The organism is Polynucleobacter sp. JS-JIR-II-50, assembly GCF_018687895.1.
GTDB lineage: Bacteria > Pseudomonadota > Gammaproteobacteria > Burkholderiales > Burkholderiaceae > Polynucleobacter.
The window spans coordinates 1,319,455-1,345,552 of the sequence record NZ_CP061307.1; the positions used below are offsets into that span (position 1 = coordinate 1,319,455).

Consider the following 26,098-nt stretch of genomic DNA (forward strand, 5'->3'; position numbering starts at 1 on the left):
CATTAGCGATTCACCACCGCAATAAACCAGACCCAAAGTGCTTCCCAGCCTACAGTAAGTAAAAGCACCCCAAAGAACAGTAGCAGAATTCCGGCAGCCAATTTCAGACCAAAGGAGCGAATCGGCTGAAGCTCCAAATCGATGGCATTGGGATCTTTATGGAGCTTTCCCGGATCAACCTCTGTTGGGCTCCAAAACACTTCATAGGCATTGAGAGCTCTATCTTCACCCGTTCTTAGCAACTGTCTTGTAAAGCGACATAGAAGTGAGCCTGGGTTTTTTAAGGAATCGTGAGCGCCCTCAGATAGATAAAGCTCTCCAGGGCCAGCAGCCTCAGCCATGAACGAGGCCAATTGAATCGAGCGCTCCTCCTCCCTGAGTCCAGTAAATGGATTAATCAGAGCAACAATCCCAATCGAGGCTAAACATATGGGGTCTGAATGATTTTTTGCATTCAATGCATCGGCCTCTATTTGAATAGCCATAGCCGCTTGAGCTGCAAAACTGATTTGCTCAAATGAATAAATGATTTTTCCGCGAGACTCTTCAAATGCTGTGCCGCGAAAATCTTTACAAATTCTTGCAATCAAAAGAAGCAGCTTCTCGCGAATGACTTGATGAGATGATTCATCCGGTGACTCCACATCACCCCTAGGAATGATATGTATATGAAAGGCACTTAAAAAGTTGCTCATCAGAAAAATGGTGATAAGTAGCGAATAAAGATGAGAACAATAGCCAACACGATAATCATCACTGCTGCCGCACCAAGATCTTTGATCTTCTTAATCTCAGGATGCTCTTCCAAGGTAATGAGATCGCAGATCTTTTCAATGGCTGTATTAAGAGCTTCAACCGCTAGCAAAACCAGGGATAGAACAGCTATTAATACGGTATATACATTTGGGCGATAACAAAAAAATCCAATAGTAATTACCGCAAGAATTGACTCTCTACGAGCTGCCTTTTGAAGGATGAGTTCTTTGGCACCATCAATTGCATTGATAGTCGCATGAATAATATTTCGCTTTTTTGACATTACCATTAGATTTATTAGGAATATTGGCTATTTTATTAGCCTATTGAGTCCAAAGCTCCGTTCGATTCCGGCCTTTAGACTTGGCCATATACATGGCCTGGTCAGCTTTGGCGTAAAAAGCCCTTAAAACCAGACTGGCCTTGGTCTCTCCAGCCTCCTTAGGGCTAAAGCTGGCAACCCCAATGCTGATCGATATATAGATCTCTTTGCCGGCCACATAAGCCGAAGGGGTGGAGGCCACCCTTTTTCGTAGGCGCTCAGCCGCCTCAAAAGCACTGCCAAGATCATTGCCTGGCAAAACAACGAAGAATTCCTCGCCCCCTACACGCCCGAAGATGTCAATAACACGAAGTTCTTTCTGACAGTGCTTTACAAGATTTGTCAGAACTATGTCGCCTAGTGGATGGCCATACTCATCATTGATATTTTTAAAGTGGTCAATATCCAGCATGAGAAAAGCTATCGGCTCCCCATTGCGCAAAGATCTCTCAATCTCTAATTCTGCTTGATGGAAAGTTTCTGATCGGCCTAAAGCTTGAGTTAATGAATCTGTCTTTGATATATGGTCAAGCAGGAAATTCTTTTCCTCTAACTCTAAAATAATTTTTTTGATTTGCATCAGGCCTAGAAAAAGCAGTACTGAAATAGAAAAGGCCAAGACTGCGTCTAAGAGGTTGTAGTAGCCATCTAGATAAAAATGCAGAAGAGGAGTAATCCGCCTTCCTATCATCAAACCAAAACCGAGGGCTAATGCACCGCTAGCAAGACGATACGCTTTTGATTTAAAAAATATCTTGAGCGCAAAAATCATTGCAAAAACTTGCGCAAGCAATGCCAAATAATATGCGCCGAGTGCAATCAATTTAATCATCATCTTTAATGCACATCTAATATCTTTTGCAGCTCATTTTCATTTTTAAGCAACTTGAATGCAGCTTCGACAACTTTCGCATCTAACTTGGTGCCTGCCTCAGCTTGAATTTCATCCATTGCTGAATTCAATCCCTTAGCAGGCCGATAGGGCCTATGAGTTGCCATTGCCTCGATCGTATCGGCTACGGCCAACACCCTTCCCTCCTGGCTAATTTGCTCGTCTTTCAAGCCCAGCGGATAACCACTACCATCTAAACGCTCATGATGCTGGCGCACCATATCGGCGATTGGCCAGGGAAATGGGATATCTTTCAGAATTTGATAGCCAGCCTCTACGTGCCCTTGCACCATTTGCATTTCCAGGTCAGTCAATCGCGAGGGCTTTGTCAAAATTTCCGACGGTACTGCCATCTTGCCAATGTCATGCACCATTGCTGCCATATAGATAGCCTGAATACGCTCATTGTCCCAACCTAATTGACGGCCAATAGCCATCGCAATACTGGCTACCCTCTTTTGATGACCGGCAGTATAGGGATCGCGCCACTCCATGGTTTTGGACATAGCCTCAATAGTTGCGCGTAATGCAGTTGCCAGGCGTTCTTGCGTTAGTTCTTTTTCATGAATTTGGTCATCCAACTTATGTTGACGTTCAATGGAGCGCAGTCCAAATCCAATCTCTTTAGCAAGACTTTCAAATAACTGAACTTCAGAAGCTCCAAATGTATTCGGAACTTTTGAATACACCATCAGTACACCAAAGGGTATCCCAGTAATACCATCAGGAATTGGACAACCGATTGCCGAACGAATTCCAAACCCCTTTGCACGCTCGCGCCAAGCAACAAATCCAGGATCGATTTCACCATCGATAACTACGCTCGTTTTATTGTTTCGAATGCAACTACCTGCAGGTCCGCGCCCGGTTACTTCGGAATTAGACCAGCTCACTACAATATCTTTTATATAGCCAGAGGCAGCCCCAGCAACCCCAACTACTTTGACTGTCTTGAAGGCGTCACCCTCAGCTTGTCCCACCCAAGCAAGAACATATGGACCTTGTGCAGCAATCGCCTGACAAACTTCTTGAATCAATAACTCAGTAGAGTTTGCACGTGCCAGTGCAGCAGCTGCTTCTGAAAGTGCGGATAAAGCCCAGCCTCGCTTTTCTAACTCGTCACGAATGACTAATTCGGAAGAGAAGTTATGCTGATTTACAGGCTTTGTTTTCATGTTTTTATTATGGCTCTAAATCGCCCTAAAAGGCTTGCAATTACTAATAAATAGGCAGAGTATGAAAACGTAAACTACTGACAAGGGAATATGAAAGAAGATATTGAAAAAATCTATGCAAAGCTGATCGGCCTGGAAACCGAGGTGAGCAACCTACGTCAGGGATACATCACCGTTAATGCTCGCTACGCTGATGCGATAGATACCCTCAAGGCTTTGACCTCGAGCGCACTTGAAGCTGCTAAGAGAGCTGCCATATCTGCTGAAAAAGCCTCCCTCTCAGCCAAGAATTGCGCAACTGCAGCCAAGCTAGCCGCATCAGAAGCGGTGGTGGATGCCGCAGAGGCGGCTGCCGATGCCGCTGCTGCCTCTGCCGAAGCTGCCATTGAAGCCGCTGCTGCTGCCTCTGCTGCTGCCGCTGCAGCCGCTGCAGCTGTTGCCCATCAAGCCGAGGAGTCCTCCATATTGGCCTCAGCTGAAGCTGCTGAAGCCACTAAGCGCGCAGCTATGGCCGCCGCCGAAGCTGTAAAAATGTCTAACCTTGCCGCTGAATCAGCTAGATCGGCCAGAGGTAAGAGATAAGAGCAAAAGAGATATGGGTAGCGAAAAGTAAAAAAGCTCCCGTTGAGGAGCTTTTTTACTTTAATGCTGTGGGGCGAACGACGGGGCTCGAACCCGCGACAACCAGAATCACAATCTGGGACTCTACCAACTGAGCTACGTCCGCCACTGAAGACCTAGATTATAGCTTTTTGCTCAAAATACTGTCAAAAACACCCTTTTAAGGCCCGCTATTAGGCGCTTTCGAACTCAAAGGCCGCCCAATCCCCAAGACATAAGCTCGCATCGATAAAGAAATCCAAGATGGCGGCCTTGCTCTGAACTTTGGCCAAGGCGTGATGATCTGAGAGACGTTGACGCCAATACCGTGATCCCGCCCGGCCATGAGCCAAGCCGAGGATATGTCTTGTAAAAGCCCCAATATAAAAAGGCTTGCCTTTGGCTTGGCATTCATCAAACCAAGCTTGCACTTGTTTAACCAAGGCAATCTGAATGCGGTGCCACTCGGTTTCACTAAAAAGATATCCAGCAGCATCGCCATCCGTGTTGATCATGTCATCCCAACCTAAGAGCAACGCAGGAAAATGATATGCAGCCCTTCCCACCATGAAACCATCAAAGTCATCCCAGTGGCCAGCAATTTGTTCATTAGTTTCCAAACCACCATTAAGCAATACTTTGAGATTCGGAAATTGCTTCTGCGCATCTACTCTGAGCTTTGCAGCTACTTCATAACGCAACGGTGGTTTGCTGCGATTCTCTTTTGGCGATAAACCTTTAAGCACTGCATTACGTGCATGAATGGTTACCTGACTGGCACCAGCATCGGCAACAGCAAGAATAAAGTTCAGCGCAAATTGGTAATCAGCTTCAGAATTTGCGGCATCCATCGAGTCCAAGCCCAGACGATGCTTTACGGAGATCGGAATATCAACCGCTCCCCTCATAGAGCGCACACAGTCTGCAACTAAATTAGGCTCAGCCATTAAGCAGGCGCCAAAGGCACCACGTTGCACGCGCTCTGAGGGGCAACCGCAATTGAGATCGATTTCATCGTAACCCCACTGTTGAGCTAGTTCGGCAGACCTTGCTAAGTCGCCGGGCTCTGAGCCGCCTAATTGCAAAACAACAGGATGTTGCTCTTGTGAATAATCTAAATGACGTGGCACATCCCCATGCATGAGCGCACCAGAAGTGACCATCTCTGTATAAAGAACAGCCTCTTTAGTGAGCGTGCGATGAAACGAACGGCAATGGCGGTCCGTCCACTCCATCATGGGGGCGACTGCTAAGCGTTTCTTTGGAGTATTGGTCATGAACTTCGATTAAATGGCGATTGACCGCCATTTTAAATGCATAAGGGCAACCGAAGCTGCCCTTACTGAAGATGCACTTGATAGTTAGCTTATTTAGATAGCTTCGCCTCTAACTCAACCGCAAGATCCAAGGCACCCATGTAACCGGACTTCAGATGATTCGGTAGATCGGGGTCACCAACCATAGCGCCCAAGGTCTCTACAAGGCTAAAAACTAAACCTTTAGCAGCGCCCGCGGCAATCGTATTGTTTGCTACTGCTTGATCAATATGATTTACCGCATCCAGAAAATAATCATGCCCTGGGAGGCCATCTGGCCCTAAAGCTTCTTTGTTTAATTCTTTAGTCATTTGTGTCGTCCTATGAAGTCTTTATTTATAGCATTTGATCCACTTTATAGAAAAACTTGCGTGCATAGGCAAGAATTTCTTTATCAGTAGGATGATCAACCGTTTCTACGCCAACAATCTTTTCTGCAATATTGGCATCATGTTTGTGCGCGTGTTTGATGAGCTCTAATTTTGCAGATCCAGGCCCAAGAATCAAGATTTCTTTGGACTCATTCACGGCATTGATAACTGAATGTAAATATTTTGAATCTAAAGCGACTTTACCGCTACCGACTTCATTGGCTTTGTGATGCAGATGAGTGTGGGTACTTTTACTGCGAATCACTTCGGCTTCGCTAGCCTCTTCGCTCAAGAACATTACGTGAGCTTCTTTATGGTCGATCCAAATTACTGCGTGATTTAATGACATATTCTTCCTATGATTAGTATTAACTACCCCTTCAGAATACTCCAGCAATGCTTAAGGATTACTGAAAAATCACTGTGGAAGCGCTATTAGGTTTGATTTATGTCAAATTGTTTGTATTAGTATTAAATTCGTATACTCAGACCATCCACATTTAAGCTCGTTACGGCCATGTCCCCCAATAAATACCTACCCATACGATATATTCCATTTTCTCTATGCATCCTGGGGGCCATTGCCAGTTTTACCTCTTTACAGCTGCATCCACAGGCTTGGAATTTCTTCCTACTATTTGGCTTTTTGTCATTTGTAGGCATGTATGACATCACGCAAACCAAAATAGCCATTCTTCGAAACTACCCCGTTATTGGACATTTGCGTTTCATGCTTGAATTTATCCGCCCAGAAATTCGCCAGTACTTTATCGAGGGCGACAATGATGAAACCCCTTTTTCAAAAGAACAGCGCACATTAGTCTATTCACGCGCTAAAGCTGTACCGGATCAAATTCCTTTTGGCACCACTCTGGATGTCATGGCCCCTGGCTACCAATGGATTAATCAATCATTAGCCCCTACCCGCCTGCCCAGCCATGATTTCCGAGTCGAGATTGGCGGCAAAGATTGCAAACAAAAATATTCAGCCAGCATCTTTAATATCTCAGCCATGAGCTTTGGGTCCCTTAGTGCTAACGCTATTTTGGCTTTAAATCTTGGTGCCAAAAAGGGTGGCTTTGCTCATGACACTGGCGAAGGCTCGATCTCTCAATACCACCGCATACATGGTGGCGATCTCATTTGGGAAATTGGCTCTGGTTACTTTGGCTGCCGCAATACCGACGGTAGTTTTAATGAGAAAAAATATGAGGAGAATGCTTTAGATCCTCAGGTCAAGATGATCGAGATTAAATTGAGCCAAGGCGCCAAGCCTGGTCATGGCGGCATCTTGCCGGGCTCTAAGGTGACGGCTGAAATAGCTGCAGCACGTGGCGTCAAGGAAGGGGAAGCCTGCATCTCCCCTGCTTCGCATAGCGCTTTCTCGACACCGCTTGAGCTGATTCATTTTGTGAAGAAGTTGCGTGATCTATCTGGCGGTAAGCCGGTTGGCTTTAAGTTCTGCGTTGGCCATCCATGGGAATGGTTTGGCATTGTCAAAGCCATGCTAGAGACTGGCATTCATCCGGACTTCATCGTAGTGGATGGCTCTGAAGGCGGGACAGGTGCATCGCCAGTGGAATTTACTAATCACGTGGGCACACCACTACAAGAAGGCCTGCGCCTGGTTCATAACACCCTTGTGGGTGTAAACCTAAGAAATCAAATCAAAATTGGTTGTGCCGGAAAGATCATTAGCGCCTTTGATATGGCTGTAGCTTTTGCTTTAGGTGCCGATTGGTGTAATAGTGCGCGTGGCTTTATGTTCTCCATTGGCTGTATTCAGGCGCAGGTTTGCAATACGGGCAACTGCCCTACTGGCGTCACTACACAGAATCCATTGCGCCAGAAAGCATTGGTAGTGCCGAATAAAGCTGAGCGCGTGTACAACTTCCACAATGAAACCCTGAAGACCTTAAAAGAGCTGGTAGAGGCTGCTGGATTACATCACCCCGGTGAAATTGATGCCCCTCACATCATCCGACGCATTAATAAGCATGAAGTACGTCTTTTATCCTTCTTACTCCCTGAAATGCCCGCTGGACTGTTACTAAACGCAGAACATATAGATCCGAGCCTGAATTTGCCAAGAGTATTTGAGCTTTATTGGCACCGGTCCCAAGCCCAAAGCTTTAGCGCTCTTAAAAGTTAGGCCTTGAGAGCCTCGCGATAAGAGAAATTTATTGAGAAGCTCGGAGTTCAGTTTTGTGGCGGTACATCTCTAGATCTACTTGATGCAAGATTTCCGAGACGGTTCTTGGTGCCTCGCTATATGTTGCCATACCAATACTTAAGGTAACTGGATACCCTGAATCACTCATCGTCTGATTGACTGTTTTAACAATATCACCGCACATCTGATGCATACTTTTCTTATTTACCTTCAATGCAACGATCAAAAACTCGTCGCCACCCAAACGGAAAAACATGGCATTCTCAGATGAGAATGCCATCAAGGTATGGGCAATCTTTGTCAACACCTGATCGCCCACTAAATGCCCTCGAATATCATTAATCTTTTTAAAGTCATTCACGTCGATCAGCGCAACAGAAAAAACTTCCCGTGATTCGTCAAGTTTTGCAATAGCCTGCTCTATAACAATTCGGGCCCAGCGTCTGTTCCACAACCCTGTTAATGAATCCGTATTTGCCAGCAGGTTTACCCGCAACTGACTTCGTCGAAGTGACCTGGCAAGCCACATAATTAATAGGGTCGCCAAAAAACGTATAAGGAAATTAAGTACTTCTATCTTTACTTGATAGAGGGAGAAATAATCCTCTCTAAGGAGAAAATAATTTTCAAATAGCGTCGTCAAAACAAGCGCTACGATAACAACCTTAATTGATTTTGCATTTAATGCAATGATTGCCGCAGGAAATAGATAGAGCAAAACTAATCGGTAATCATCAGGCGAAAAAACATCGATCATTAAAATCAAGAAGAGCAAACCAAACCCAAACTGGACTGCTATTTTTGGTTTAATGCCAAATAGCCCATAAATATTATTGTCTTGCATCATTCTCGATCAACCCAAGTAAGCGATTTTGCAGCTACAGGTGTTAAACGATATACATAGGTCGCCCGTGGAGACACCATAAATCCGTTGAGGTCATAAAGAAAAGATCTTCTCCGGGCCGCTAAATTATGTTTAACCAACTTACTAAGGTCACGACTTAATTGTGGGCAGCGTGGATACTCATTCGAACGGTAAAACACTTTTGCGCCAGTTGCTTTTGCATATTCCACTATCAGATCGGGGCTGCACTCTTCCAAACCTGTCGGCTGGTGTCTTAGTCGATTCAATAGCCAGCGGTAACGGGGTTTGGACGTCATGAGTGGCATATTAGCTTAAGAGCTAATATCGTGCTAGATTTTATGCCTATTTTTAGTGCCTAAAGCACTCCCAACACTCATAATCAAGGAGTCTAGAACTAAAGCACTAGGTTTTGAGAGCTACTAAAGGCCCTCTTTACCCCATCAATAGGATCAATAAATGCCACTTCTTTTGCAAGCAGCTGCAATGGCTTTGAAAAATCCAAGTCATATTCTTGATAAGGCGTAAGAATGGGATAGATCTGATCATGCTTCATGGGGATATTGAGGGCATTGAGATGGCAACGCAGTTGATGCTTCTTCCCGCTGCCGGGAGTGAGTCTGTATTTAGCCCATGGCTGTTTTGCTTGTATGAGCTCTATCAAGGTATCCGTGTTTGGTTCGCCTGTAACTTCCTGCATCTGCAGAAAATGTTCTGATTCCTGAATTCGACTTTGATAAGTCATTGGAAGTTTTTTTTCTAATTCTTCAGAGTATGGTGCTATCGCTTCATAGACTTTTTTGACCGCTCTATCCCTGAATAAATTTTGGTATTGAGCTCGCTCATTTGGATTAACTGAAAAGATAACTAGCCCCGCTGTATCACGATCAATTCGATGAATGGGACTGAGCGTTTGTATGCCTATTTTTTTCTTGAGTCGATTTAATAAGGTTTGATGCAGGTAAAGTCCGCTTGGCGTTACTGGCAAGAAATGCGGTTTATCTGCAACCAGAATATGCTCATCTTGATAGAGAATCTGCTCTTCAAATGGAATCTCTGGCTCGCGAGTCAGCCTCCTGAAGTACATCAGATGAGTATTCGGTTGATATGGATCAGCCACATTAAGAGGCCGTCCTTCCATATTTAGAATAAGGCCCTCATTAAAACGAAGCTCCCACTCAGTAGCTTGTATATGGGGAAATTGCGCTATGAAAAAGGCCAGCAAATTCAGATGGGTTTGATTTGCAGGCAAATACACCCGCGATGCTGAGACTCCTTCTGAATTAACTTGTGTGCTCATAGTGCCCCATAGTTTGGAGCTCTATTTTATGCTTTTGCCAGAGCGTAATTGGCGTCGCTTTATTTGGCCTGACCAAATACTGGGTCGCGCTTTTCTAGGAAGGCGGTAATCCCCTCTCGGTAGTCGCTTCCCATATACACATTCTTACGCAAGGATTGCAAGTGTTCAAAAACGGCGGGATTCATGACTGCGGCATCAGAGAGCATTTGTGCCTGGGCTTTGAGCACAGAGTTAGCCTGAGGTGAACGCGAAGCAATAGTTCGAGCCATTTGGTAAGTTTTTAACTCTAATTCACCAGAGACGTAGAGATGATTCAGGATGCCAATCTGCAAGGCACGATCAGCGCCTATAGGATCGGCAGTCAGGAACATCTCTTTAACAACGTTCAAGGGCATGCGTGACATGAAATGCAAAATTCCGCTCGCGGTATAAGGGAGTCCCAACTTGGCCGGTGTAATCGCAAAGGTCGAGTCGTGATCACCAATGGCAATATCGCAACTCATAATTAAATCAGTCGAAGCGCCCCATACCGAACCATCTACCATGGCTATCACTGGCGCTCTAAACGCCCTGATAGATTGAAGCAAAACCATAACAGGGTCATCAGCGGGCAAGGGATCCCGCTCTGATCTAGGTAATTCCATCACATCATGACCTGCAGACCAAACTTTATTTTTCTTATCGGCACGCAAAACCAATACGCGCACATCCTGTTTACCGAACTCTTCCAAGGCGTGATGCATTTCTTCGATTAAGCACTCACTTAATGCATTACGCTTTTCATAATGATTAAAGCGAATTGTGGCAATTAAATCTGCCTGTTCGGTTTTGATGTATTGATAGTTCAATGCGCTGTCTCTTTATTTATTATTTTTGGTTGTCTGCGTATTAAGCCGCAATCAAAATATCACCTAGCTCCATCTTCTCCCACCAGATAAAGGGTAAAAGATAGACCGGCTCCCCAGCATCCTGAAGAATTTCCAGCGCACCATCATTGGTCTTGTTAGCCTCATATTTTCCAGGATTTAGAGGTCTGCAGCCATTATCCGTACCGTCATTACGACGCATTCTGGCAATGATGTTTCGAGTGATATAGACGACCATATTTCCTCCTGGTTAAAGTGCTGACTGAATGTGGTTGCGAACTACTGGATAAATCTGGCTTTCCCAGCGTTTCCCATTAAATACCCCGTAATGGCCGACGCCCGCTTGTAAGTGATGTGACTTCCTGTATCCAGGGAGACCAGAACAGAGATCTTGCGCTGCTAAAGTTTGTCCAATGCCACAGATATCATCTCGCTCACCTTCAACGGTGAGCAGAAATGTTTTCTTAATCAGTTTTGGATTCACTAGCCTACCTTGGTATGTCAAAGTTCCATTAGCTAGATCGCGATCCATAAATACTTTTTTAATGGTTTCTAAATAGAAAGGTCCTGACAAATCCATAATTGCAAAATATTCTTCATAAAAATCATGAATCACATCCGCCTTCTCATCGTCACCATTAACGCGATACTCATATAGCTTTCTGAAGGACTCTGCGTGGCGATCGGGATTCATACTCATAAATGCCATAAGCTGCAAGAAACCTGGGTAGACTTTTCGACCAGTGCCATTGAATTGATTTGGAATAACCCCGATGAGCTTTTCTTCAAACCAAGACATGGGTTTGCTGGTAGCTAATTCATTGACCTTTGTTGGGCTTTGACTGACATCAATCGGCCCAGCCATCAAGGTCAAGCTTGCCGGGACATAGGGACTCTTGTCTTCAGACATGATGGCTGTGGCTGCTAAGCAGGCTACTGTTGGCTGACATACCGCCATCAGGTGGGTTTGAGGTCCGATCACCCGCAAGAAGTTAATGATGTGCTCGACATAAGCATCAAAGTCAAAGTCGCCACAACTCAATGGAATGTCACGAATGTTCAACCAATCAGTTACATAAACTTCATGATCAGTTAGAAGTGTCTTAATGGTTCCCGCTAACAAAGTAGCAAAGTGTCCTGACATTGGAGCAACCAAGAGAATCTTAGGTTGACCAGAAATATTGGGCTTTGAAAATCGAATCAAGTTACAAAAATGCGTTGAGTAAATTAATTCCTCTGTAACGGGCTGCTCCACCCCAAATGAATCCATGACAGATTGAATTTTAAAATCAGGTCTTGTATGCGTAAATCCAAGCAAAGAAATTTGCTCATAGTGTGCAGCTAATCGCTGCATAGGATTTAGGGAAAAGTTTCCAAACCAATTAGTAGAGACGCGCTCTGACGCTTTTGCAAACATCCGAACCGGATTATGCAAATTAGCAAAGGTTTGATAAGCTTTGTACATCATCTATGGGCACCGCTTTCTATGTGACGCAATGCTCGTTCTGTAGTTCTGAGTGCTGGGTCAAATACCCTACTCAAAGACACATCATTGGCAATAATGGCTGCGGTTTGCGCTGCACGTGCTGCCACGATGGATAAATTCACAAAACCAGCAACATTAAAAGTTTTGAGAAGATCTGGCAGCTCTTCATCGCCTGAAGCAACTTCGCCAGCCTCTATCTTTTGATAAAGATCGCGGTAGTAACTCCTCATACCATCGAGCTCCTCAGCAATTGTCATAATCCGCTGAAACAAGACCGCAAAGTCTGATGCCAGCGCATTGTTTTTGACTACTTCCATGGAGTTACCCCTGGGACCTCGGCTGGAGCAACAGAAACCGGGATAGTTTCAAAGTCCGCAGGGCCCACTATCTCGAGATACTCCATGTCGGGTGAATAGTCGAAGAGGAAATGGGTGATGCCCGGCATTTGATGAACAACATCACCCGCCTCAACCAAGGTAGCCTTATCTTCATACATAAACTTAGCCCAGCCTTTGGTCATGATGACAATCTGGAACTCTGCTACGTGATAGTGCCAGCCGGTACCATTCTCTGGGGGTTTATTGGCCTTCACGAGATGGGCAATGACCTTACCTTTGGTTGCCTTAGCGACACCCAAATCTTTATAGAGAAAAAAATCCCTAAGGCCGCCTGGTAAAAACTGAGTATCGGCAGGTTTTACATGAGAAAACTCGGTATCACTTTTAAATTTTACGGGTGCGTTCATTTTTAAAACTCCACTTCAAGTTCTTCAATGTCATCGGGTTCTTCGAGGGCGCCCATCACCCATTCCTTCATCTCAGGCATCGCCATGATGTGCGTGCAGTAATCCTTGCTCGCCTTGTCCAGCTCTACGTGATACGTCAAGAATCTTGTGACCACTGGCGCAAACATAGCGTCAGCTAAAGTGGGTTCCTTGCCAAATAAGAAAGGCCCACCGTATGTTGTTAAGCAGTCCTGCCAGATGACTAGGACACGATTAATATCGATTTGTGCTTTTGACCAAACCTTGAATGACTCAAATTTGGCTTTGACATTCATAGGCAAAGAAGCGCGCAAGGCAGAGAAGCCGGAATGCATCTCGCCACAGATGGAGCGGCAATGGGCTCTTGCTGCTGGATCTTTTGGTAGCAGATGCGCTTTGGGATTTAATTCATTCAGATACTCACCAATAGCCATGGTGTCCCAAACCCTGCAACCATCATGATCTAATCGCGGAACCAGAATGGAGGGTGACAAGAGCAAGAGTTCTGCTCGGTTATCCACATCATCCGGATGAACCTGCACTTCCTGAAAAGGTAAGCCAGAAAGCTTGAGCATCAGCCAACCGCGTAATGACCATGAAGAATAATTTTTGCTACTAATCGTCAAGGTAGTTTGCTTAGGCATAAGAACTTTCAAATGAGGTACAACTACAACTTATTCCCCCTGAAATAAGGATTGGTAGCCAAATGCCCTATTTTTGACATGTTCTACCCAAATCTGGGCATACCTCACCTTTACGCACCCATCTTGTGCGCCGTAATAATGCACCCTTGTGGTGAACTTATAGACTTTGAGTCATGTCTATACACGCCGCCCTACACCACGTCACCGAATACATATATGACCGCCCAGTCAAACTGGGGCCACAGGTAATTCGTTTGCGACCGGCACCTCACTGCCGCAGCCATATTCTTTCTTACTCTCTCAAAATTGAGCCTGAAGGTCATTTCATTAACTGGCAACAGGATCCATTTTCAAACTATCAAGCTCGTTTGGTTTTTCCTGAACCTACGACGCACTTTAAAGTAACGGTCGATCTTGTTACGGAAATGGCCGTATACAACCCATTTGATTTCTTTCTAGAACCAGATGCAGAAGACTACCCCTTTACCTACAGCCAAGATCTTAAGAAAGAGTTGCGCCCTTACCTAGGTAAAAAGCGCAATGACGGCATCAACAAATATTTTAAAACGGTTGATCGCAGCAAGATGCGCACGATCGATTTTTTAGTTGCGATCAATCAAAAAGTTCACAAGGATATTAGCTACACCATTCGCATGGAGCCTGGAGTACAGACCCCAGAAGAGACATTAAAACTTCGCAGTGGTTCTTGTCGAGATTCTGCTTGGTTAATGGTGAATCTCTTGCGTCTTTGCGGACTCGCATCGCGCTTTGTTTCAGGCTATCTCATTCAGCTTAAACCAGATGTCAAAGCGCTAGATGGACCAAGTGGAACAGAGGTAGATTTCACAGACTTGCACGCCTGGTGTGAGGTGTATTTGCCAGGTGCGGGATGGATTGGCTTAGACCCGACTTCCGGCCTATTTGCTGGCGAAGGCCATATTCCTGTTGCCTGCACCCCCGAACCTTCAGGTGCAGCCCCGATTGAAGGTGGTGTTGACGAATGTGAAGTGCAATTTGCTCACTCCATGGAAGTCACTCGCATTTATGAAGCGCCCCGAGTAACCAAACCGTATACCGAAGAACAGTGGCAAGCGATTGTTGATCTAGGCCATCAAGTTGATAAGCAATTGGTTGCGGGCGACGTTCGCTTGACCATGGGTGGTGAGCCTACTTTTGTATCCGTTAATGGACGTGATGAACGTGAATGGAATGTAGATGCATTAGGGCCAACGAAGCGGGGTTACGCAACCGATTTAGTAGAAAAACTTCGCAAGGAATACGGCGATGGTGGTTTCCTTCATTTCGGTCAAGGCAAATGGTATCCAGGAGAGCAACTCCCTCGTTGGGCTTTGTCAATCTACTGGAGGGCTGATGGACAGCCTATCTGGAAAAACCCAAAACTATTTGCCGATGAACGCCACCCTACGAACTACACCAGCAAAGATGCTGAGAAATTTGTCTACACACTTTCTAAAAAATTAGGTTTAGCGGATAAATTTATCGAACCCGCTTATGAGGATGTTTTCTATTACCTCTGGCGGGAATCCAAGCTACCAGTCAACGTTGATCCCTTCAAATCAAACCTAGACGATGAGATGGAGCGCACTCGCTTAAAGCGGGTCTTCACCCAAAAATTAGATTCTGTGGTGGGTTATGTCCTCCCTATCGAAGCGAATGAAGGAAAGAATTACCTAGATACCGCTTGGAAGACGGGTCCTTGGGAATGTCGTGATGATCGTCTTTATCTGCTACCAGGCGATTCGCCAATGGGCTATCGACTCCCCCTGGAGTCACTACCCTGGGTTAGTAAAGCAGATTATCCCTATCTCATTGAGCAAGATCCATTTACTCCTAGACCGCCATTAAACAGTCAAGCGTCAATTGTTCACCAACAACAACCAACTCGCAAAGAATTTACAGCGTCTGGTAAAACGATTTGGAGTCAGTCGCAAGAAGTAAGACATCCAAAACGTCAAGAATCAGCTGCATGGGTTACCAGAACAGCGATGTGCGTAGAAGCGCGTGATCCAATGCGCTCCAATGGACCTAAGGCTGAGAATGAGCATGGTGGTAAGTCGGGCGTACTGTATGTCTTTATGCCCCCACTCGCTCGTCTTGAAGACTATCTCAATTTATTGGAGGCGGTAGAAGCTACCGCTGAAGAACTTCAGTTTCAAATTGTGCTGGAAGGATATACCCCACCACGCGACCCACGCTTGAAGTTATTACAGGTGACACCAGATCCAGGCGTTATTGAAGTCAATATTCATCCAGCCCATAACTGGGGCGAGCTAGTTGAGCATACGGAATTCTTATATCAAGCTGCTTTTGAATCTCGCCTTTCTGCTGAGAAATTTATGGCAGATGGTCGTCATACCGGTACAGGTGGTGGCAATCACTTTGTAATGGGTGGTGCGACACCGATTGATAGTCCGTTCTTACGTAAACCTGAGCTCTTGGCCAGTCTGATTTTGTATTGGCACAACCATCCGAGCTTGAGCTATCTATTTAGCGGTATGTTTATTGGACCAACCAGTCAAGCGCCTCGAGTAGATGAAGCGCGCAATGACCAAATCTACGAGTTAGAAATCGCGCTGAAAGAAATTCATGAGAATCGTAAGAAGTTTGGCCAAAGCATGCCGCCGTGGCTGGTAGATAGAACTCTACGCAATATCCTGATTGACGTCACCGGCAATACGCATCGCAGCGAGTTCTGTATTGATAAGATGTATTCACCAGACAGTCAAACAGGTCGCTTAGGCTTATTAGAATTACGCGCTTTTGAAATGCCACCGCATGCACATATGAGCATCGTTCAGCAATTACTCATTCGCGCCTTGATAGCTCGTTTCTGGGATAAGCCTTATGAGGCACCAATGACGCGCTGGGGAACTGAACTCCATGACCGCTGTCTCTTGCCAACATTTATCAAAATGGACTTTGATGATGTCATTCAAGAGATGCAAAAGTACGGTTACGACTTTAAGCCTGAGTGGTTTGCACCTCACCTTGAGTTCCGCTTCCCGCTCATTGGACAAGTGCAAACGATGGGCACAGAAATTACCTTACGCAACGCACTTGAACCATGGCATGTTATGGGTGAAGAAAATGCAGCAGGCGGAACTGCACGCTATGTTGACTCCTCATTAGAGAGAATTGAATTACGTGTTACCGGCCTAAACCAAAGTCGCTACACCATCACCTGCAATGGCGAGCCTTTGCCACTTCAACCAACAGGAGTTGCAGGAGAGTATGTAGCAGGTGTTCGTTATAAGGCTTGGAATCCTCCATCTAGCCTGCACCCGAGTATTGGTATTCATGTTCCATTGATTTTTGATGTGATCGATACCTGGAATAAACGCTCTGTGGGGGGCTGCCAATATCACGTTGCCCACCCTGGTGGCCGAAACTACGACAACTTCCCTATCAATGCCTATGAGGCAGAGAGTCGGCGACTTTCTCGCTTCTTTAGGATGGGTCATACCCCAGGAACTGTTGAAGGGGTTCAGGCAAACATTGACCTCCCGGCTAGTAAGGAATTTCCATTTACGCTGGATATGCGGCGGTGAGACAATAGTTTGTGGACAACCCTCAGACTCATTCCTTGAAAGACGCCAGCAACCCTACGCTGGTGGAGGATATCAACCGTCTATCACCCACACCCAAAGAGGGGCACTTTGATGAGTTACGAGGGGAATCAGAGTCTCTACTACCCCAATGGCAAACTTTTTTTGAATCCCTTGGCCCCTCTGGTTTAAGCGATCTTGATCAACGCACCCAAGAACTCAATAGGCAGATTCGGGATAACGGCATTACCTATAACGTCTATGCCGATGAGTTTGGTCCACAGCGCCCTTGGTCAGTAGATTTATTTCCCCTCCTTATTAGCCCTGATTCTTGGCAAAAAATTCAGTCCGGAGTTTTACAGCGTGCGCGTTTACTTGAAGCCATCATGGTGGATGTGTATGGGCCCCAAACCCTGCTGAAGGAAGGATGGATTCCTCCGGCATTAATCCATGGACATCCTGGTTATTTACGCTCTATGCATGGTATCGAGCTTAATAACAAAAAACATCTTCACATCATGGCTTTTGATTTAGCAAGAGCGCCTGATGGATCATGGTCAGTACTGTCTCAGCGCACCCAAGCACCTTCTGGTCTTGGTTATCTTTTGGAAAATCGTAATCTGATTGCAAGACAATTTCCCAAAGCATATGAGCTCATGCAGATTGCCCCACTAGCCAATGCCTATAGAGACTTAATCGATGCATTGAAGCTTGAAAGCCCGGCAGGTGCTAATGCCCATATCGCCCTGCTTACTCCGGGACCTTATAACGAGACCTACTTTGAGCACGCCTATCTAGCTCGTTATCTCGGCCTAACTCTGGTTGAAGGTGGTGATTTAACGGTACGCGATCAACACTTATTTTTGAAAACGGTACGTGGTTTAGAGCCTGTACATATTTTGCTGAAGCGTTTGGATGATGAGTTTTTAGATCCACTAGAACTGCGCTCCGATTCCACTCTAGGCGTCCCCGGTCTATTACAAGTGATACGCGCCGGTAACGTCGTTTTGGCAAACGCTCCTGGCTCGGCCTTCCTAGAATCACCTGCACTATTAGGATTCTTGCCGTCGATTAGCGAGAGACTTTTAAATGAAAAAGTTCAGCTTCCAGCAATGGATACCTGGTGGTGCGGTGAACGCGCCGCACTAGAAGCTGCTATTCCGAATTTAGGGCATAGCGCCATTAAGCCAACCTTTCCGAATGGCACAGGTCATCAAAGTTACGAATCTACTTTAGGTTGCGATCTAAATCAGGCTCAGCTAGATGAATGGGTTGGACGTATTACTAGGCAGCCTGATGAGCATACTGTGCAAACCTACATTCCATTGGCACAAATGCCAACCTGGTTAAATGCCTTCAACCTCAATGATGCTTCTTTGATTGAGCCCCACTCATATATGTTGCGCGTCTTTGCACTGAGTGATGGCTCTAACAGCTGGCAAGTATTGCCTGGTGGACTTGCCCGTATCGCAAGCACTGATTCAGGCATAGCTTCTATGCAACGAGGCGGTAGTAGTGCAGATGTTTGGGTTCAAAGCCCACAGCCCTCCCAAGAGCAAGGGCAACAACCACAGCATCCAATGCAAACCCCAGAAAAAGTGATGCGTAAGCGCTTAGTTACCAGCCGCGCAGCTGAGAATCTCTATTGGTTTGGACGGTATACCGAGCGTAGTGAAAATATTCTGCGCTTAGCCAAGCTTTATCTTGAAAATATTAATAGTGAATACACCCCTTCCCGGTCATTATGGTCTTGGTTAGAAAACCTATGTCACCACTACGGGCTTGTGCCTGAAGGTGTACCAAGTAATTTTGACCAGAGTGATATGCGTCACCGAATTTTTGAGCGTACTTTAATTAACTCTCTCAATGCCAGCGACAGCGTCACCAGCGTGGGCTACAACCTGAACGCCATGAAACGCACTGCCTCTAATGTGAGAGAGCGACTCTCCCCGGAACAATGGAGCACCATCAATCATTGCATTGAGCAATTTCAGTCTGATTGCCATAAAGCCAATACCTTTAATGATTTTTCCGCTTCGCTCGCTATCGATGCTTTAAATGGCGCGAGTAGCTGCTTGGCGGCGATAACCGGCGCTCAAACTGACCGTATGACACGTGATGATGGCTGGCAACTACTTTCCATTGGAAGACATATTGAGAGGCTGGCCTTTCTGACAAATGCATTAGATTCAGCTATCGTTTCTGGCTTACTTAATAATCCAAATGCAGACAGCTCAGGTTATACCGCTCTACTCAATTTATTTGATAGCACGATCACCTTTCATGCACAGCACCAACAAAGTCGCGAGATAGCCCCTTTAATTAGCTTACTAGTCATGGATGATGAAAATCCACGATCACTTGCTTGGGTTAGCAAGGCGCTTAGAGCTCGCCTATCAAAGCTAGCGGGTACCGAACGCAATAATCCTGATGAGCTGACACGCAGCGTCATTAACTTGCTGGATTACGACTTGTTTTCACTATCCACAGCTGATGGATTTGGCAACCTCTCGGATCTCAGAAATTGTTTGCGCAATTGCTCGCAGTCTGCCTGGAATGTTTCTGATGAAATTAGCGCACGCTATTTCAATCTGATTCACTCTAATGAATACAGCATCCAAATGTAATGCGCCAATGATGTTGCTAGAAATTACCCACGATACCCGCTACTCTTACGATCCTGATGTAGAGATTGCGCAGCATTTTGCTCACCTCAAACCAGCAGATCTAGAAACACAACGAGTATTAAAGTCCGAAGTTCAGGTGAGCCCGAGGCCTTCTTGGAGCGAAGAAAATCGAGATAGCCATGGAAATGTTTGCACCTTCTTTTCTTTGCAGAATAGGCACAGTGAATTACTCATTACAGCCAAATCACTGATCGAGACTACAGCTACTGAATATGGCCCTAAGCCCCAGGAAACTGCACCCTGGGAGCTGGTACGAGAATATTTCCGTTATCACTCCAATACCCAATGGGATGCTGCCTCAGAATTTCTATTTACATCTCCATTCATTACTTTGAGACCAGAGTTCGCAGAATTTGCGAGGGCCAATTTCACAGCTGGTAGACCTATATTGGATGCGGCAATTGATTTGATGAAACGCATCTATAGTGAATTTCATTACGTTAGCAAAAGTACCGATATCAACACCCCTGCACTAGAGGCGCTGAATAAGCGAGAGGGGGTATGTCAGGACTTTGCACATATTTTGATTTCATCGCTCCGCAGTATCGGCATCCCCGCAAAATATATGAGCGGCTATATTCTGACCAATCCTGCACCCGGTCAAGCAAGACTGATTGGCGGAGATGCTTCGCATGCTTGGGTATCGGTTTATGTTCCTAGCATGGATGAAAGCAGTATTTTAGGTAAGGGCATTTGGTGTGATCTAGATCCAACCAATAATCGCTGGGGCTACGGAACTCCTGGGGAAGATTATGTTCACTTGGCTCAAGGAAGAGATTACTCAGATGTCTCCCCTATTCGCGGGGTGATCCATGGTGGAGCAGACCATACGTTAGAGGTAGCTGTAACGGTAATGCCTATTAACTCTTAGGCGCCCTTTTTTCCCAATAAAAAACCGCCCGAAGGCGGTTTTATTACTTGAAGAGTGCACTACTTACATCTTAGTCTGCGTAGATACCTGCAGCCTTAATGATTGGTGTCCATAAATCAATCTGTGCCTTCAGATGCTTTTTCAAACCTTCTGGAGTAGCACTTGCTTGAGATGGAATTTCAACGCCCAACTCCGCCATGTGCTGCTTGTAAAGGGGATCCTGGATAGCTCCTTGCAGCGCTTTGGCTAACTTATCCATCTCCGCTTTTGGAGTGCCCTTAGGAGCATAAACACCATGCCACACCTTCACTTCGAAGTTCTTCAAGCCCTGCTCATTGAGAGTTGGAATCTTTTCAAAGGCTTTGATGCGCTGCATGGTGGTTGTGCCGTAAGGCTTTACTGCATTAGTTGCCAACTGACCTGAAAGGTTAGTTGTTTGATCGCACATCAATTGCACTTGGCCACCGATTAAATCAGTCAAGGCAGGCGCAGTACCTTTGTATGGCACAGTGGTTAAATCCAACTGAATACGACTCATAAAAAGCAAGCCGCACAAGTGGCTAGCAGAACCTACGCCCGCATTGGCATACGCAATCTTGCCTACGTTTGCTTTCATATACGGCAGAAGTTCTTGATAGTTCTTAGGCGGCAAATTTTTATTGCCAACTAAAATCATCGGAACGTCGGCAACTTGACCAACGTATTCGTAATCAGTCATTGGATCAAAACCCAAATTCTTATACAAAGCCGGGGCTGTAGACATGCCAATATGGTGAATTAGTAATGTGTAACCATCATTTTTGGAGTTAATGACACGTTTAGCCGCAATCGTGCCACCAGCACCAGGACTGTTATCCACAATGACCTGACCTTTGAGTTGCTTACCCATTGCTAAGGCCAGCTCACGAGCCACCTTATCGGTTGGACCACCAGCTGAGAATGGGACCACTAAAGTAATCGGACGATCACCAGGAAAATCAGCCGCTTTTGCAGCAGAAATACTTACGCCTAGTGCACACAGCGAAATCGCCGCAATACGGAAAATTGATCGAGACATTTTCACGGAAATCCTTGTCATTCGTGGTTAAACATACAAAGTAATAGTTTAGAGAATTTGACACCCCAATGGGGAGAAAATCTCTAATAAATAATTATTTCTTAAGCTTGCCAAAGGCAGCTGCCATAGCACTATTCATTGGGGGCGCTTGCCTTCTATCTTCATGCGGCTTTCTGTTTTCAGGCGCTCTAGGGCGATTAGGAGCTCTTTGCTCAGGTTTGACACCCTCTCTTGGGGCTTCATCTGTTAAACGCATCGTTAGCGCGATACGTTTGCGTTTTTCATCTACCTCCAGCACTTTGACCTTTACTACCTGCCCTGCTTTCACCACGCTATGAGGATCTTTTACAAAGGTATTAGATAAAGCGGAGATATGTACCAAGCCATCTTGATGTACACCAATATCCACAAAAGCACCAAAGGCGGCAACGTTAGTCACTACGCCTTCTAAAATCATATCCGTCTTAAGATCACTAATTTTCTCGACACCATCTTTAAATGTAGCGGTAGTAAATTCTGGACGCGGATCGCGACCTGGCTTTTCTAATTCTTTAATGATGTCAGTAACAGTAGGCAAACCAAATTGGCCATCAGCATACTTTTCAGGTGAAAGCGACTTCAGCAAGCTGGCATCACCAATCACTTCTTTCACGCCTTTCTTGATGTCCTTCAGAATCTTTTCTACCAAAGGATATGATTCGGGATGAACTGCTGAAGCATCTAGTGGATCAATGCCATTCATGATGCGTAAGAAGCCGGCAGCCTGCTCATATGTTTTATCGCCGAGACGCGGCACACTTTTGAGATCTGCTCTAGATTTAAATGCTCCCTTACTATCGCGATAGGCCACTATGCCTTCAGCCACAGTAGAGCTTAAGCCGGAAACCCTTGCTAGCAATGGGGCTGAGGCCGTGTTCACATCAACGCCGACAGCATTCACACAATCCTCTACAACTGCGACTAATGATTTAGCCAACTGGGTTTGCATGACATCATGCTGGTACTGACCTACGCCAATCGATTTAGGATCAATCTTCACTAACTCAGCCAAGGGATCCTGTAAGCGACGTGCAATCGATACTGCGCCGCGAAGCGATACATCCATGCCGGGCAATTCTTTTGAGGCGTATTCAGATGCAGAGTAAACAGAAGCACCCGCTTCAGAAACAACAATCTTGGTGAGTTTGAGTTCTGGCTTAGCTTTAATCAGTTCTTGGGCTAATTTATCAGTCTCGCGAGATGCGGTACCGTTACCAATCGAGATCAAGGTGGCATTGTGCTTCTCAGCTAATTTAGCCAGGGTATGCAGTGAACCAGCCCAATCATTTTTTGGTTGATGCGGGTAAATCACTTCGGTATCCACCACTTTTCCAGTAGCATCCACTACGGCTACTTTCACACCAGTGCGCATTCCGGGGTCGAGACCGATAGTTACCCTTGGGCCAGCAGGCGCTGCCAGCAAGAGGGCTTTAAGATTGCGGGCAAATACATTAATTGCTTCGGTTTCAGAGCGCTCACGAAGCGCTGTCATCAGCTCTGACTCTAAATGCAGTGAGCACTTAATACGCCAAGTCCAGCGCACTGTATCCGCCAACCACGCATCGGCAGGTCGCCCCTCGTTTTTGATCTTGAAATGATTGGCAATCCGGTTTTCACAAGGATTGTGAGGAGAATCCCATTTTGGCTTTTCTTCTTCAGTATCTAGGCGCAGGCTCACCATTAACATCTGTTCCCGACGACCTCTAAATAAAGCTAAGGCGCGATGAGATGGAATGGCTTTAATCGGCTCAGAATAATCAAAGTAATCAGCGAACTTCTCTCCCTCTTGCTCTTTACCAGCAATCACTTTAGATTCGACTACACCATGATCTTGTAAGTACTCTCTAAGAGATTGCACCAATGCTGCATCTTCTGCAAAGCGCTCCATCAAAATTTGACGTGCACCCTCAAGTGCCGCCTTGGTATCTACTACACCAGGATTATCGGTGCCATCCACCTGAAACGATTCCTTAAGATACTTTGCAGCCTCTGTTTCAGGATCGAGCCTGGGGTTATTGAGCAGATCATTTGCCAATGGCTCTAAGCCAGCCTCTAAGGCAATTTGCGCCTTAGTCCTTCTCTTAGGTTTATACGGCAGATAAAGATCCTCTAAGCGAGTCTTATCCTCTGCCAACATGATGGCCTTCAGCAACTCTGGCGTCATCTTGCCCTGCTCCTCGATAGAAGCAACGATTGTCTTGCGTCGATCCTCTAGCTCACGAAGATAGCTAAGACGTTCCTCTAATAAACGTAACTGCGTATCATCCAAGCCACCGGTAGCTTCTTTACGGTAACGAGCGATAAATGGCACGGTGGCCCCCTCATCCATCAGAGCTATAGCAGCAGCTACTTGAGCAGGTTTAGCAGCAAGTTCTTGGGCAAGACGTTGTTCAATTGATGGCAGCATGTATATCTAGTTTTATTTATTTAACTTACAAATGGTTAATTTATAGTTTTGATTTCAATGAAGAACAAAAGCCACCCGGAGGTGACTTTTGTTGTGTAACTGGAAAGAGCTTACTCGCGAGATGCTTTCTTACGATCATGCTCTTTCAGGTGGCGCTTACGGATACGTACACTTTTCGGCGTTACTTCAACCAACTCATCATCACTAATGAATTCAACCGCATATTCCAAGGTCAAATCAATTGGTGTTACCAAGCGAACTGCTTCGTCAGTACCTGAAGAGCGAACGTTGGTTAGTTGCTTACCCTTGATTGGGTTAACAACCAAGTCATTGTCACGACTATGGATACCAATAACCATTCCCTCGTATACAGGATCACCATGGCTAACAAACATACGACCACGATCTTGTAACTTCCAAATAGCGTAGGCAACTGCTTCGCCATCGTCTTGACTAATCAATACGCCATTATGACGTTCACCCAAGATGCCATCTTTCGCTGGAGCATAAGAATCAAATGTATGACTCATCAAACCATTACCGCGAGTCATGGTCATGAAGTCACCCTGGAAGCCAATCAGACCACGCGCAGGAATGCGGTACTCAAGACGGGTGCGGCCTTTGCCATCACTCACCATATCTTGCAGCTCACCCTTACGCTTACCCAAGTCTTCCATCACAGAACCTTGAGTAGCATCCTCAACGTCCACCGTTAAGTTCTCATACGGCTCCATTTTGACGCCATTCTCTTCATGAAAGACAACGCGTGGACGGGAAACGGCCATCTCGTAGCCTTCACGACGCATAGTCTCTACCAAGATGGTGAGATGCAACTCGCCACGACCTGATACTTCAAATACGGTGTCATCATCAGTTTCTTTTACGCGCAGAGCCATATTGGCTTTTAATTCGCGGTCTAAACGCTCACGAATTTGACGGCTAGTTACAAACTTACCTTCGCGACCAGCTAATGGGCTGGTGTTCACCATGAAGTTCATGGTTAAAGTAGGTTCATCGATCTTGAGCATTGGCAATGGATCTGGCTTATCAACTGCACATACTGTTGTGCCAATAGCCAAATCTTCAATACCATTGATAAGGGCGATATCACCAGCAACTGCCTCGTCAACGATTTCTCGCTCAAGACCTTTAAATTTCAATACTTGGTTGATACGACCCTTGAATGGCGTGCCATCAGGACCATTCATGCAGACTACTTCCATGCCTGACTTAACGCGTCCCCGGCTAATACGGCCAACACCGATCTTGCCAACATAGCTGTTGTAGTCAATTGAAGAAATCTGGAATTGCAAGGGGCCTTCTGCGTCGTCATCACGCACAGGAACGTGCTTCAGAACAGCATCAAACAATGGGCGCATAGTACCTTCACGCACATCCTCTGATTCTCCCGCATAACCATTCAAGCCTGATGCATAGATCACTGGGAAATCCAACTGCTCTTCAGTGGCGCCTAGTTTGTCAAACAGTTCAAAGGTTGCGTTGATCACGTAGTCGCAACGTGCGCCTGGACGGTCAACTTTGTTAATCACAACGATTGGCTTCAAACCTAATGCCAGGGCTTTCTTGGTAACGAAGCGGGTTTGTGGCATTGGCCCCTCAACCGCATCAACCAAGAGCAATACACCGTCAACCATCGAGAGGACGCGCTCTACTTCACCACCAAAGTCCGCGTGTCCTGGAGTATCAACGATGTTGATGTGTGTGCCGTCATATTCCACCGCACAGTTCTTGGACAAAATAGTAATACCACGCTCTTTTTCCAAGTCGTTTGAGTCCATGACGCGTTCGGTCATTTTTTCATTTGAACGGAATGTGCCAGATTGGCGCAAGAGTTGGTCAACCAGAGTAGTTTTTCCGTGGTCAACGTGGGCGATGATGGCGATGTTACGAAGTGCGCGTTTAGTCATGTGAAGCTTCTTGAGTT

At 45.8% G+C, this 26,098-nt stretch carries 24 protein-coding genes and 1 tRNA gene; 5 read left to right on the forward strand and 20 right to left on the reverse strand.

Translation table 11 applies throughout. The features are described from left to right. Positions 1-2: 2 nt before the first annotated feature. The 4 genes from FD963_RS06520 to FD963_RS06535 are packed head-to-tail and all read right to left on the reverse strand — an operon-like array spanning position 3 to position 3,145. Positions 3-695: a hypothetical protein gene (locus FD963_RS06520; RefSeq protein ID WP_215361262.1), complete on the reverse strand. Its 693-nt coding sequence runs from the start codon at positions 693-695 to the stop codon at positions 3-5. Next, entirely contained in the window at positions 695-1,039 is a 345-nt protein-coding gene (locus tag FD963_RS06525) for a diacylglycerol kinase (RefSeq protein WP_215361264.1), read from the reverse strand. The genes FD963_RS06520 and FD963_RS06525 overlap by 1 nt, the downstream gene beginning before the upstream one ends. A gap of 40 nt (positions 1,040-1,079) precedes the next feature. Further along, a complete protein-coding gene (locus tag FD963_RS06530; protein WP_215361265.1) occupies positions 1,080-1,913 on the reverse strand; it encodes a GGDEF domain-containing protein in 834 nt (277 codons plus the stop codon). A gap of 2 nt (positions 1,914-1,915) precedes the next feature. Further along, positions 1,916-3,145 (reverse strand): HD domain-containing phosphohydrolase, encoded by a 1,230-nt coding sequence (locus tag FD963_RS06535; RefSeq protein WP_215361267.1) that lies wholly within the window; start codon positions 3,143-3,145, stop codon positions 1,916-1,918. 90 nt (positions 3,146-3,235) lie between these two features. On the opposite strand from FD963_RS06535, the gene FD963_RS06540 reads away from it, so the two are divergent. Further along, positions 3,236-3,727: a hypothetical protein gene (locus FD963_RS06540; protein WP_215361269.1), complete on the forward strand. Its 492-nt coding sequence runs from the start codon at positions 3,236-3,238 to the stop codon at positions 3,725-3,727. Between the two features lie 69 nt (positions 3,728-3,796). On the opposite strand, the gene FD963_RS06545 is transcribed toward FD963_RS06540, so the two are convergent. From FD963_RS06545 to FD963_RS06560, 4 genes are all read right to left on the reverse strand, one after another. Beyond that, positions 3,797-3,872: transfer RNA gene (locus tag FD963_RS06545), tRNA-His, on the reverse strand. Between the two features lie 67 nt (positions 3,873-3,939). Next, complete coding sequence (gene dusA / locus FD963_RS06550; RefSeq protein WP_215361271.1) at positions 3,940-5,022, reverse strand: tRNA dihydrouridine(20/20a) synthase DusA; 1,083 nt, start codon at positions 5,020-5,022, stop codon at positions 3,940-3,942. 89 nt (positions 5,023-5,111) lie between these two features. Next, positions 5,112-5,372 (reverse strand): hypothetical protein, encoded by a 261-nt coding sequence (locus tag FD963_RS06555; protein ID WP_215361276.1) that lies wholly within the window; start codon positions 5,370-5,372, stop codon positions 5,112-5,114. Between the two features lie 25 nt (positions 5,373-5,397). Then, positions 5,398-5,781: a translational machinery protein gene (locus FD963_RS06560; RefSeq protein ID WP_072583501.1), complete on the reverse strand. Its 384-nt coding sequence runs from the start codon at positions 5,779-5,781 to the stop codon at positions 5,398-5,400. A gap of 168 nt (positions 5,782-5,949) precedes the next feature. Between FD963_RS06560 and FD963_RS06565 the strand changes: the two genes are divergently transcribed. Continuing rightward, a complete protein-coding gene (locus tag FD963_RS06565; protein WP_215361277.1) occupies positions 5,950-7,584 on the forward strand; it encodes an FMN-binding glutamate synthase family protein in 1,635 nt (544 codons plus the stop codon). Positions 7,585-7,612: 28 nt separating this feature from the next. On the opposite strand, the gene FD963_RS06570 is transcribed toward FD963_RS06565, so the two are convergent. From FD963_RS06570 to FD963_RS06610, 9 genes are all read right to left on the reverse strand, one after another. Further along, entirely contained in the window at positions 7,613-8,452 is an 840-nt protein-coding gene (locus FD963_RS06570) for a GGDEF domain-containing protein (RefSeq protein WP_215361282.1), read from the reverse strand. Then, positions 8,449-8,766, reverse strand: coding sequence for a hypothetical protein (locus FD963_RS06575; RefSeq protein WP_215361285.1), 318 nt, complete (start codon positions 8,764-8,766; stop codon positions 8,449-8,451). The genes FD963_RS06570 and FD963_RS06575 overlap by 4 nt, the downstream gene beginning before the upstream one ends. Before the next feature lie 98 nt (positions 8,767-8,864). Next, on the reverse strand, positions 8,865-9,767 hold the full coding sequence (locus FD963_RS06580; protein ID WP_215361287.1) for a pseudouridine synthase: 903 nt from the start codon (positions 9,765-9,767) through the stop codon (positions 8,865-8,867). 59 nt (positions 9,768-9,826) lie between these two features. Further along, positions 9,827-10,615 (reverse strand): methylmalonyl-CoA decarboxylase, encoded by a 789-nt coding sequence (gene scpB, locus FD963_RS06585; RefSeq protein WP_215320090.1) that lies wholly within the window; start codon positions 10,613-10,615, stop codon positions 9,827-9,829. Positions 10,616-10,655: 40 nt separating this feature from the next. After that, positions 10,656-10,871, reverse strand: coding sequence for a hypothetical protein (locus tag FD963_RS06590; protein ID WP_215320092.1), 216 nt, complete (start codon positions 10,869-10,871; stop codon positions 10,656-10,658). A gap of 12 nt (positions 10,872-10,883) precedes the next feature. Beyond that, positions 10,884-12,101, reverse strand: coding sequence for a polyhydroxyalkanoate depolymerase (locus tag FD963_RS06595; protein ID WP_215361288.1), 1,218 nt, complete (start codon positions 12,099-12,101; stop codon positions 10,884-10,886). Then, on the reverse strand, positions 12,098-12,436 hold the full coding sequence (locus FD963_RS06600) for a hypothetical protein (RefSeq protein ID WP_215361290.1): 339 nt from the start codon (positions 12,434-12,436) through the stop codon (positions 12,098-12,100). Before FD963_RS06600 ends, FD963_RS06595 begins: the two co-directional genes overlap by 4 nt. After that, the gene (locus FD963_RS06605; RefSeq protein WP_215361292.1) at positions 12,427-12,864 is read right to left on the reverse strand and encodes a cupin domain-containing protein; all 438 of its coding nucleotides are present in this window, start codon (positions 12,862-12,864) and stop codon (positions 12,427-12,429) included. Before FD963_RS06605 ends, FD963_RS06600 begins: the two co-directional genes overlap by 10 nt. Positions 12,865-12,866: 2 nt before the next feature. After that, positions 12,867-13,526 carry a glutathione S-transferase family protein gene (locus FD963_RS06610; protein ID WP_215361294.1) on the reverse strand — a complete coding sequence of 220 codons (660 nt, stop codon included), beginning with the start codon at positions 13,524-13,526 and terminating at the stop codon, positions 12,867-12,869. A 173-nt stretch (positions 13,527-13,699) separates the two neighbouring features. Here FD963_RS06610 and FD963_RS06615 point away from each other — a divergent pair, with 173 nt between their 5' ends. The 3 genes from FD963_RS06615 to FD963_RS06625 are packed head-to-tail and all read left to right on the forward strand — an operon-like array spanning position 13,700 to position 20,650. Next, positions 13,700-17,095, forward strand: coding sequence for a DUF2126 domain-containing protein (locus tag FD963_RS06615; RefSeq protein WP_215361301.1), 3,396 nt, complete (start codon positions 13,700-13,702; stop codon positions 17,093-17,095). Positions 17,096-17,130: 35 nt separating this feature from the next. After that, complete coding sequence (locus FD963_RS06620; protein ID WP_251367203.1) at positions 17,131-19,719, forward strand: circularly permuted type 2 ATP-grasp protein; 2,589 nt, start codon at positions 17,131-17,133, stop codon at positions 19,717-19,719. Beyond that, positions 19,697-20,650, forward strand: coding sequence for a transglutaminase family protein (locus FD963_RS06625; protein WP_251367204.1), 954 nt, complete (start codon positions 19,697-19,699; stop codon positions 20,648-20,650). Before FD963_RS06620 ends, FD963_RS06625 begins: the two co-directional genes overlap by 23 nt. Positions 20,651-20,720: 70 nt before the next feature. Here FD963_RS06625 and FD963_RS06630 read toward each other — a convergent pair whose 3' ends face one another. From FD963_RS06630 to typA, 3 genes are all read right to left on the reverse strand, one after another. Then, the gene (locus FD963_RS06630; protein ID WP_215361304.1) at positions 20,721-21,707 is read right to left on the reverse strand and encodes a tripartite tricarboxylate transporter substrate-binding protein; all 987 of its coding nucleotides are present in this window, start codon (positions 21,705-21,707) and stop codon (positions 20,721-20,723) included. Between the two features lie 94 nt (positions 21,708-21,801). After that, positions 21,802-24,153, reverse strand: a complete 2,352-nt coding sequence (locus FD963_RS06635; RefSeq protein WP_215361306.1) for a Tex family protein — start codon at positions 24,151-24,153, stop codon at positions 21,802-21,804. Between the two features lie 110 nt (positions 24,154-24,263). Beyond that, the gene (gene typA / locus FD963_RS06640; protein WP_072583488.1) at positions 24,264-26,081 is read right to left on the reverse strand and encodes a translational GTPase TypA; all 1,818 of its coding nucleotides are present in this window, start codon (positions 26,079-26,081) and stop codon (positions 24,264-24,266) included. Positions 26,082-26,098 lie beyond the last annotated feature (17 nt).

Coding starts and splice junctions, on each gene's coding strand:
- FD963_RS06520 (WP_215361262.1), bottom strand. CDS start 695: ATGAGCAACTTTTTAAGTGCCTTTCATATACATATCATTCCTAGGGGT.
- FD963_RS06525 (WP_215361264.1), bottom strand. CDS start 1,039: ATGTCAAAAAAGCGAAATATTATTCATGCGACTATCAATGCAATTGAT.
- FD963_RS06530 (WP_215361265.1), bottom strand. CDS start 1,913: ATGATGATTAAATTGATTGCACTCGGCGCATATTATTTGGCATTGCTT.
- FD963_RS06535 (WP_215361267.1), bottom strand. CDS start 3,145: ATGAAAACAAAGCCTGTAAATCAGCATAACTTCTCTTCCGAATTAGTC.
- FD963_RS06540 (WP_215361269.1), top strand. CDS start 3,236: ATGAAAGAAGATATTGAAAAAATCTATGCAAAGCTGATCGGCCTGGAA.
- dusA (WP_215361271.1), bottom strand. CDS start 5,022: ATGACCAATACTCCAAAGAAACGCTTAGCAGTCGCCCCCATGATGGAG.
- FD963_RS06555 (WP_215361276.1), bottom strand. CDS start 5,372: ATGACTAAAGAATTAAACAAAGAAGCTTTAGGGCCAGATGGCCTCCCA.
- FD963_RS06560 (WP_072583501.1), bottom strand. CDS start 5,781: ATGTCATTAAATCACGCAGTAATTTGGATCGACCATAAAGAAGCTCAC.
- FD963_RS06565 (WP_215361277.1), top strand. CDS start 5,950: ATGTCCCCCAATAAATACCTACCCATACGATATATTCCATTTTCTCTA.
- FD963_RS06570 (WP_215361282.1), bottom strand. CDS start 8,452: ATGATGCAAGACAATAATATTTATGGGCTATTTGGCATTAAACCAAAA.
- FD963_RS06575 (WP_215361285.1), bottom strand. CDS start 8,766: ATGACGTCCAAACCCCGTTACCGCTGGCTATTGAATCGACTAAGACAC.
- FD963_RS06580 (WP_215361287.1), bottom strand. CDS start 9,767: ATGAGCACACAAGTTAATTCAGAAGGAGTCTCAGCATCGCGGGTGTAT.
- FD963_RS06590 (WP_215320092.1), bottom strand. CDS start 10,871: ATGGTCGTCTATATCACTCGAAACATCATTGCCAGAATGCGTCGTAAT.
- FD963_RS06595 (WP_215361288.1), bottom strand. CDS start 12,101: ATGATGTACAAAGCTTATCAAACCTTTGCTAATTTGCATAATCCGGTT.
- FD963_RS06600 (WP_215361290.1), bottom strand. CDS start 12,436: ATGGAAGTAGTCAAAAACAATGCGCTGGCATCAGACTTTGCGGTCTTG.
- FD963_RS06605 (WP_215361292.1), bottom strand. CDS start 12,864: ATGAACGCACCCGTAAAATTTAAAAGTGATACCGAGTTTTCTCATGTA.
- FD963_RS06610 (WP_215361294.1), bottom strand. CDS start 13,526: ATGCCTAAGCAAACTACCTTGACGATTAGTAGCAAAAATTATTCTTCA.
- FD963_RS06615 (WP_215361301.1), top strand. CDS start 13,700: ATGTCTATACACGCCGCCCTACACCACGTCACCGAATACATATATGAC.
- FD963_RS06625 (WP_251367204.1), top strand. CDS start 19,697: ATGAATACAGCATCCAAATGTAATGCGCCAATGATGTTGCTAGAAATT.
- FD963_RS06630 (WP_215361304.1), bottom strand. CDS start 21,707: ATGTCTCGATCAATTTTCCGTATTGCGGCGATTTCGCTGTGTGCACTA.
- FD963_RS06635 (WP_215361306.1), bottom strand. CDS start 24,153: ATGCTGCCATCAATTGAACAACGTCTTGCCCAAGAACTTGCTGCTAAA.
- typA (WP_072583488.1), bottom strand. CDS start 26,081: ATGACTAAACGCGCACTTCGTAACATCGCCATCATCGCCCACGTTGAC.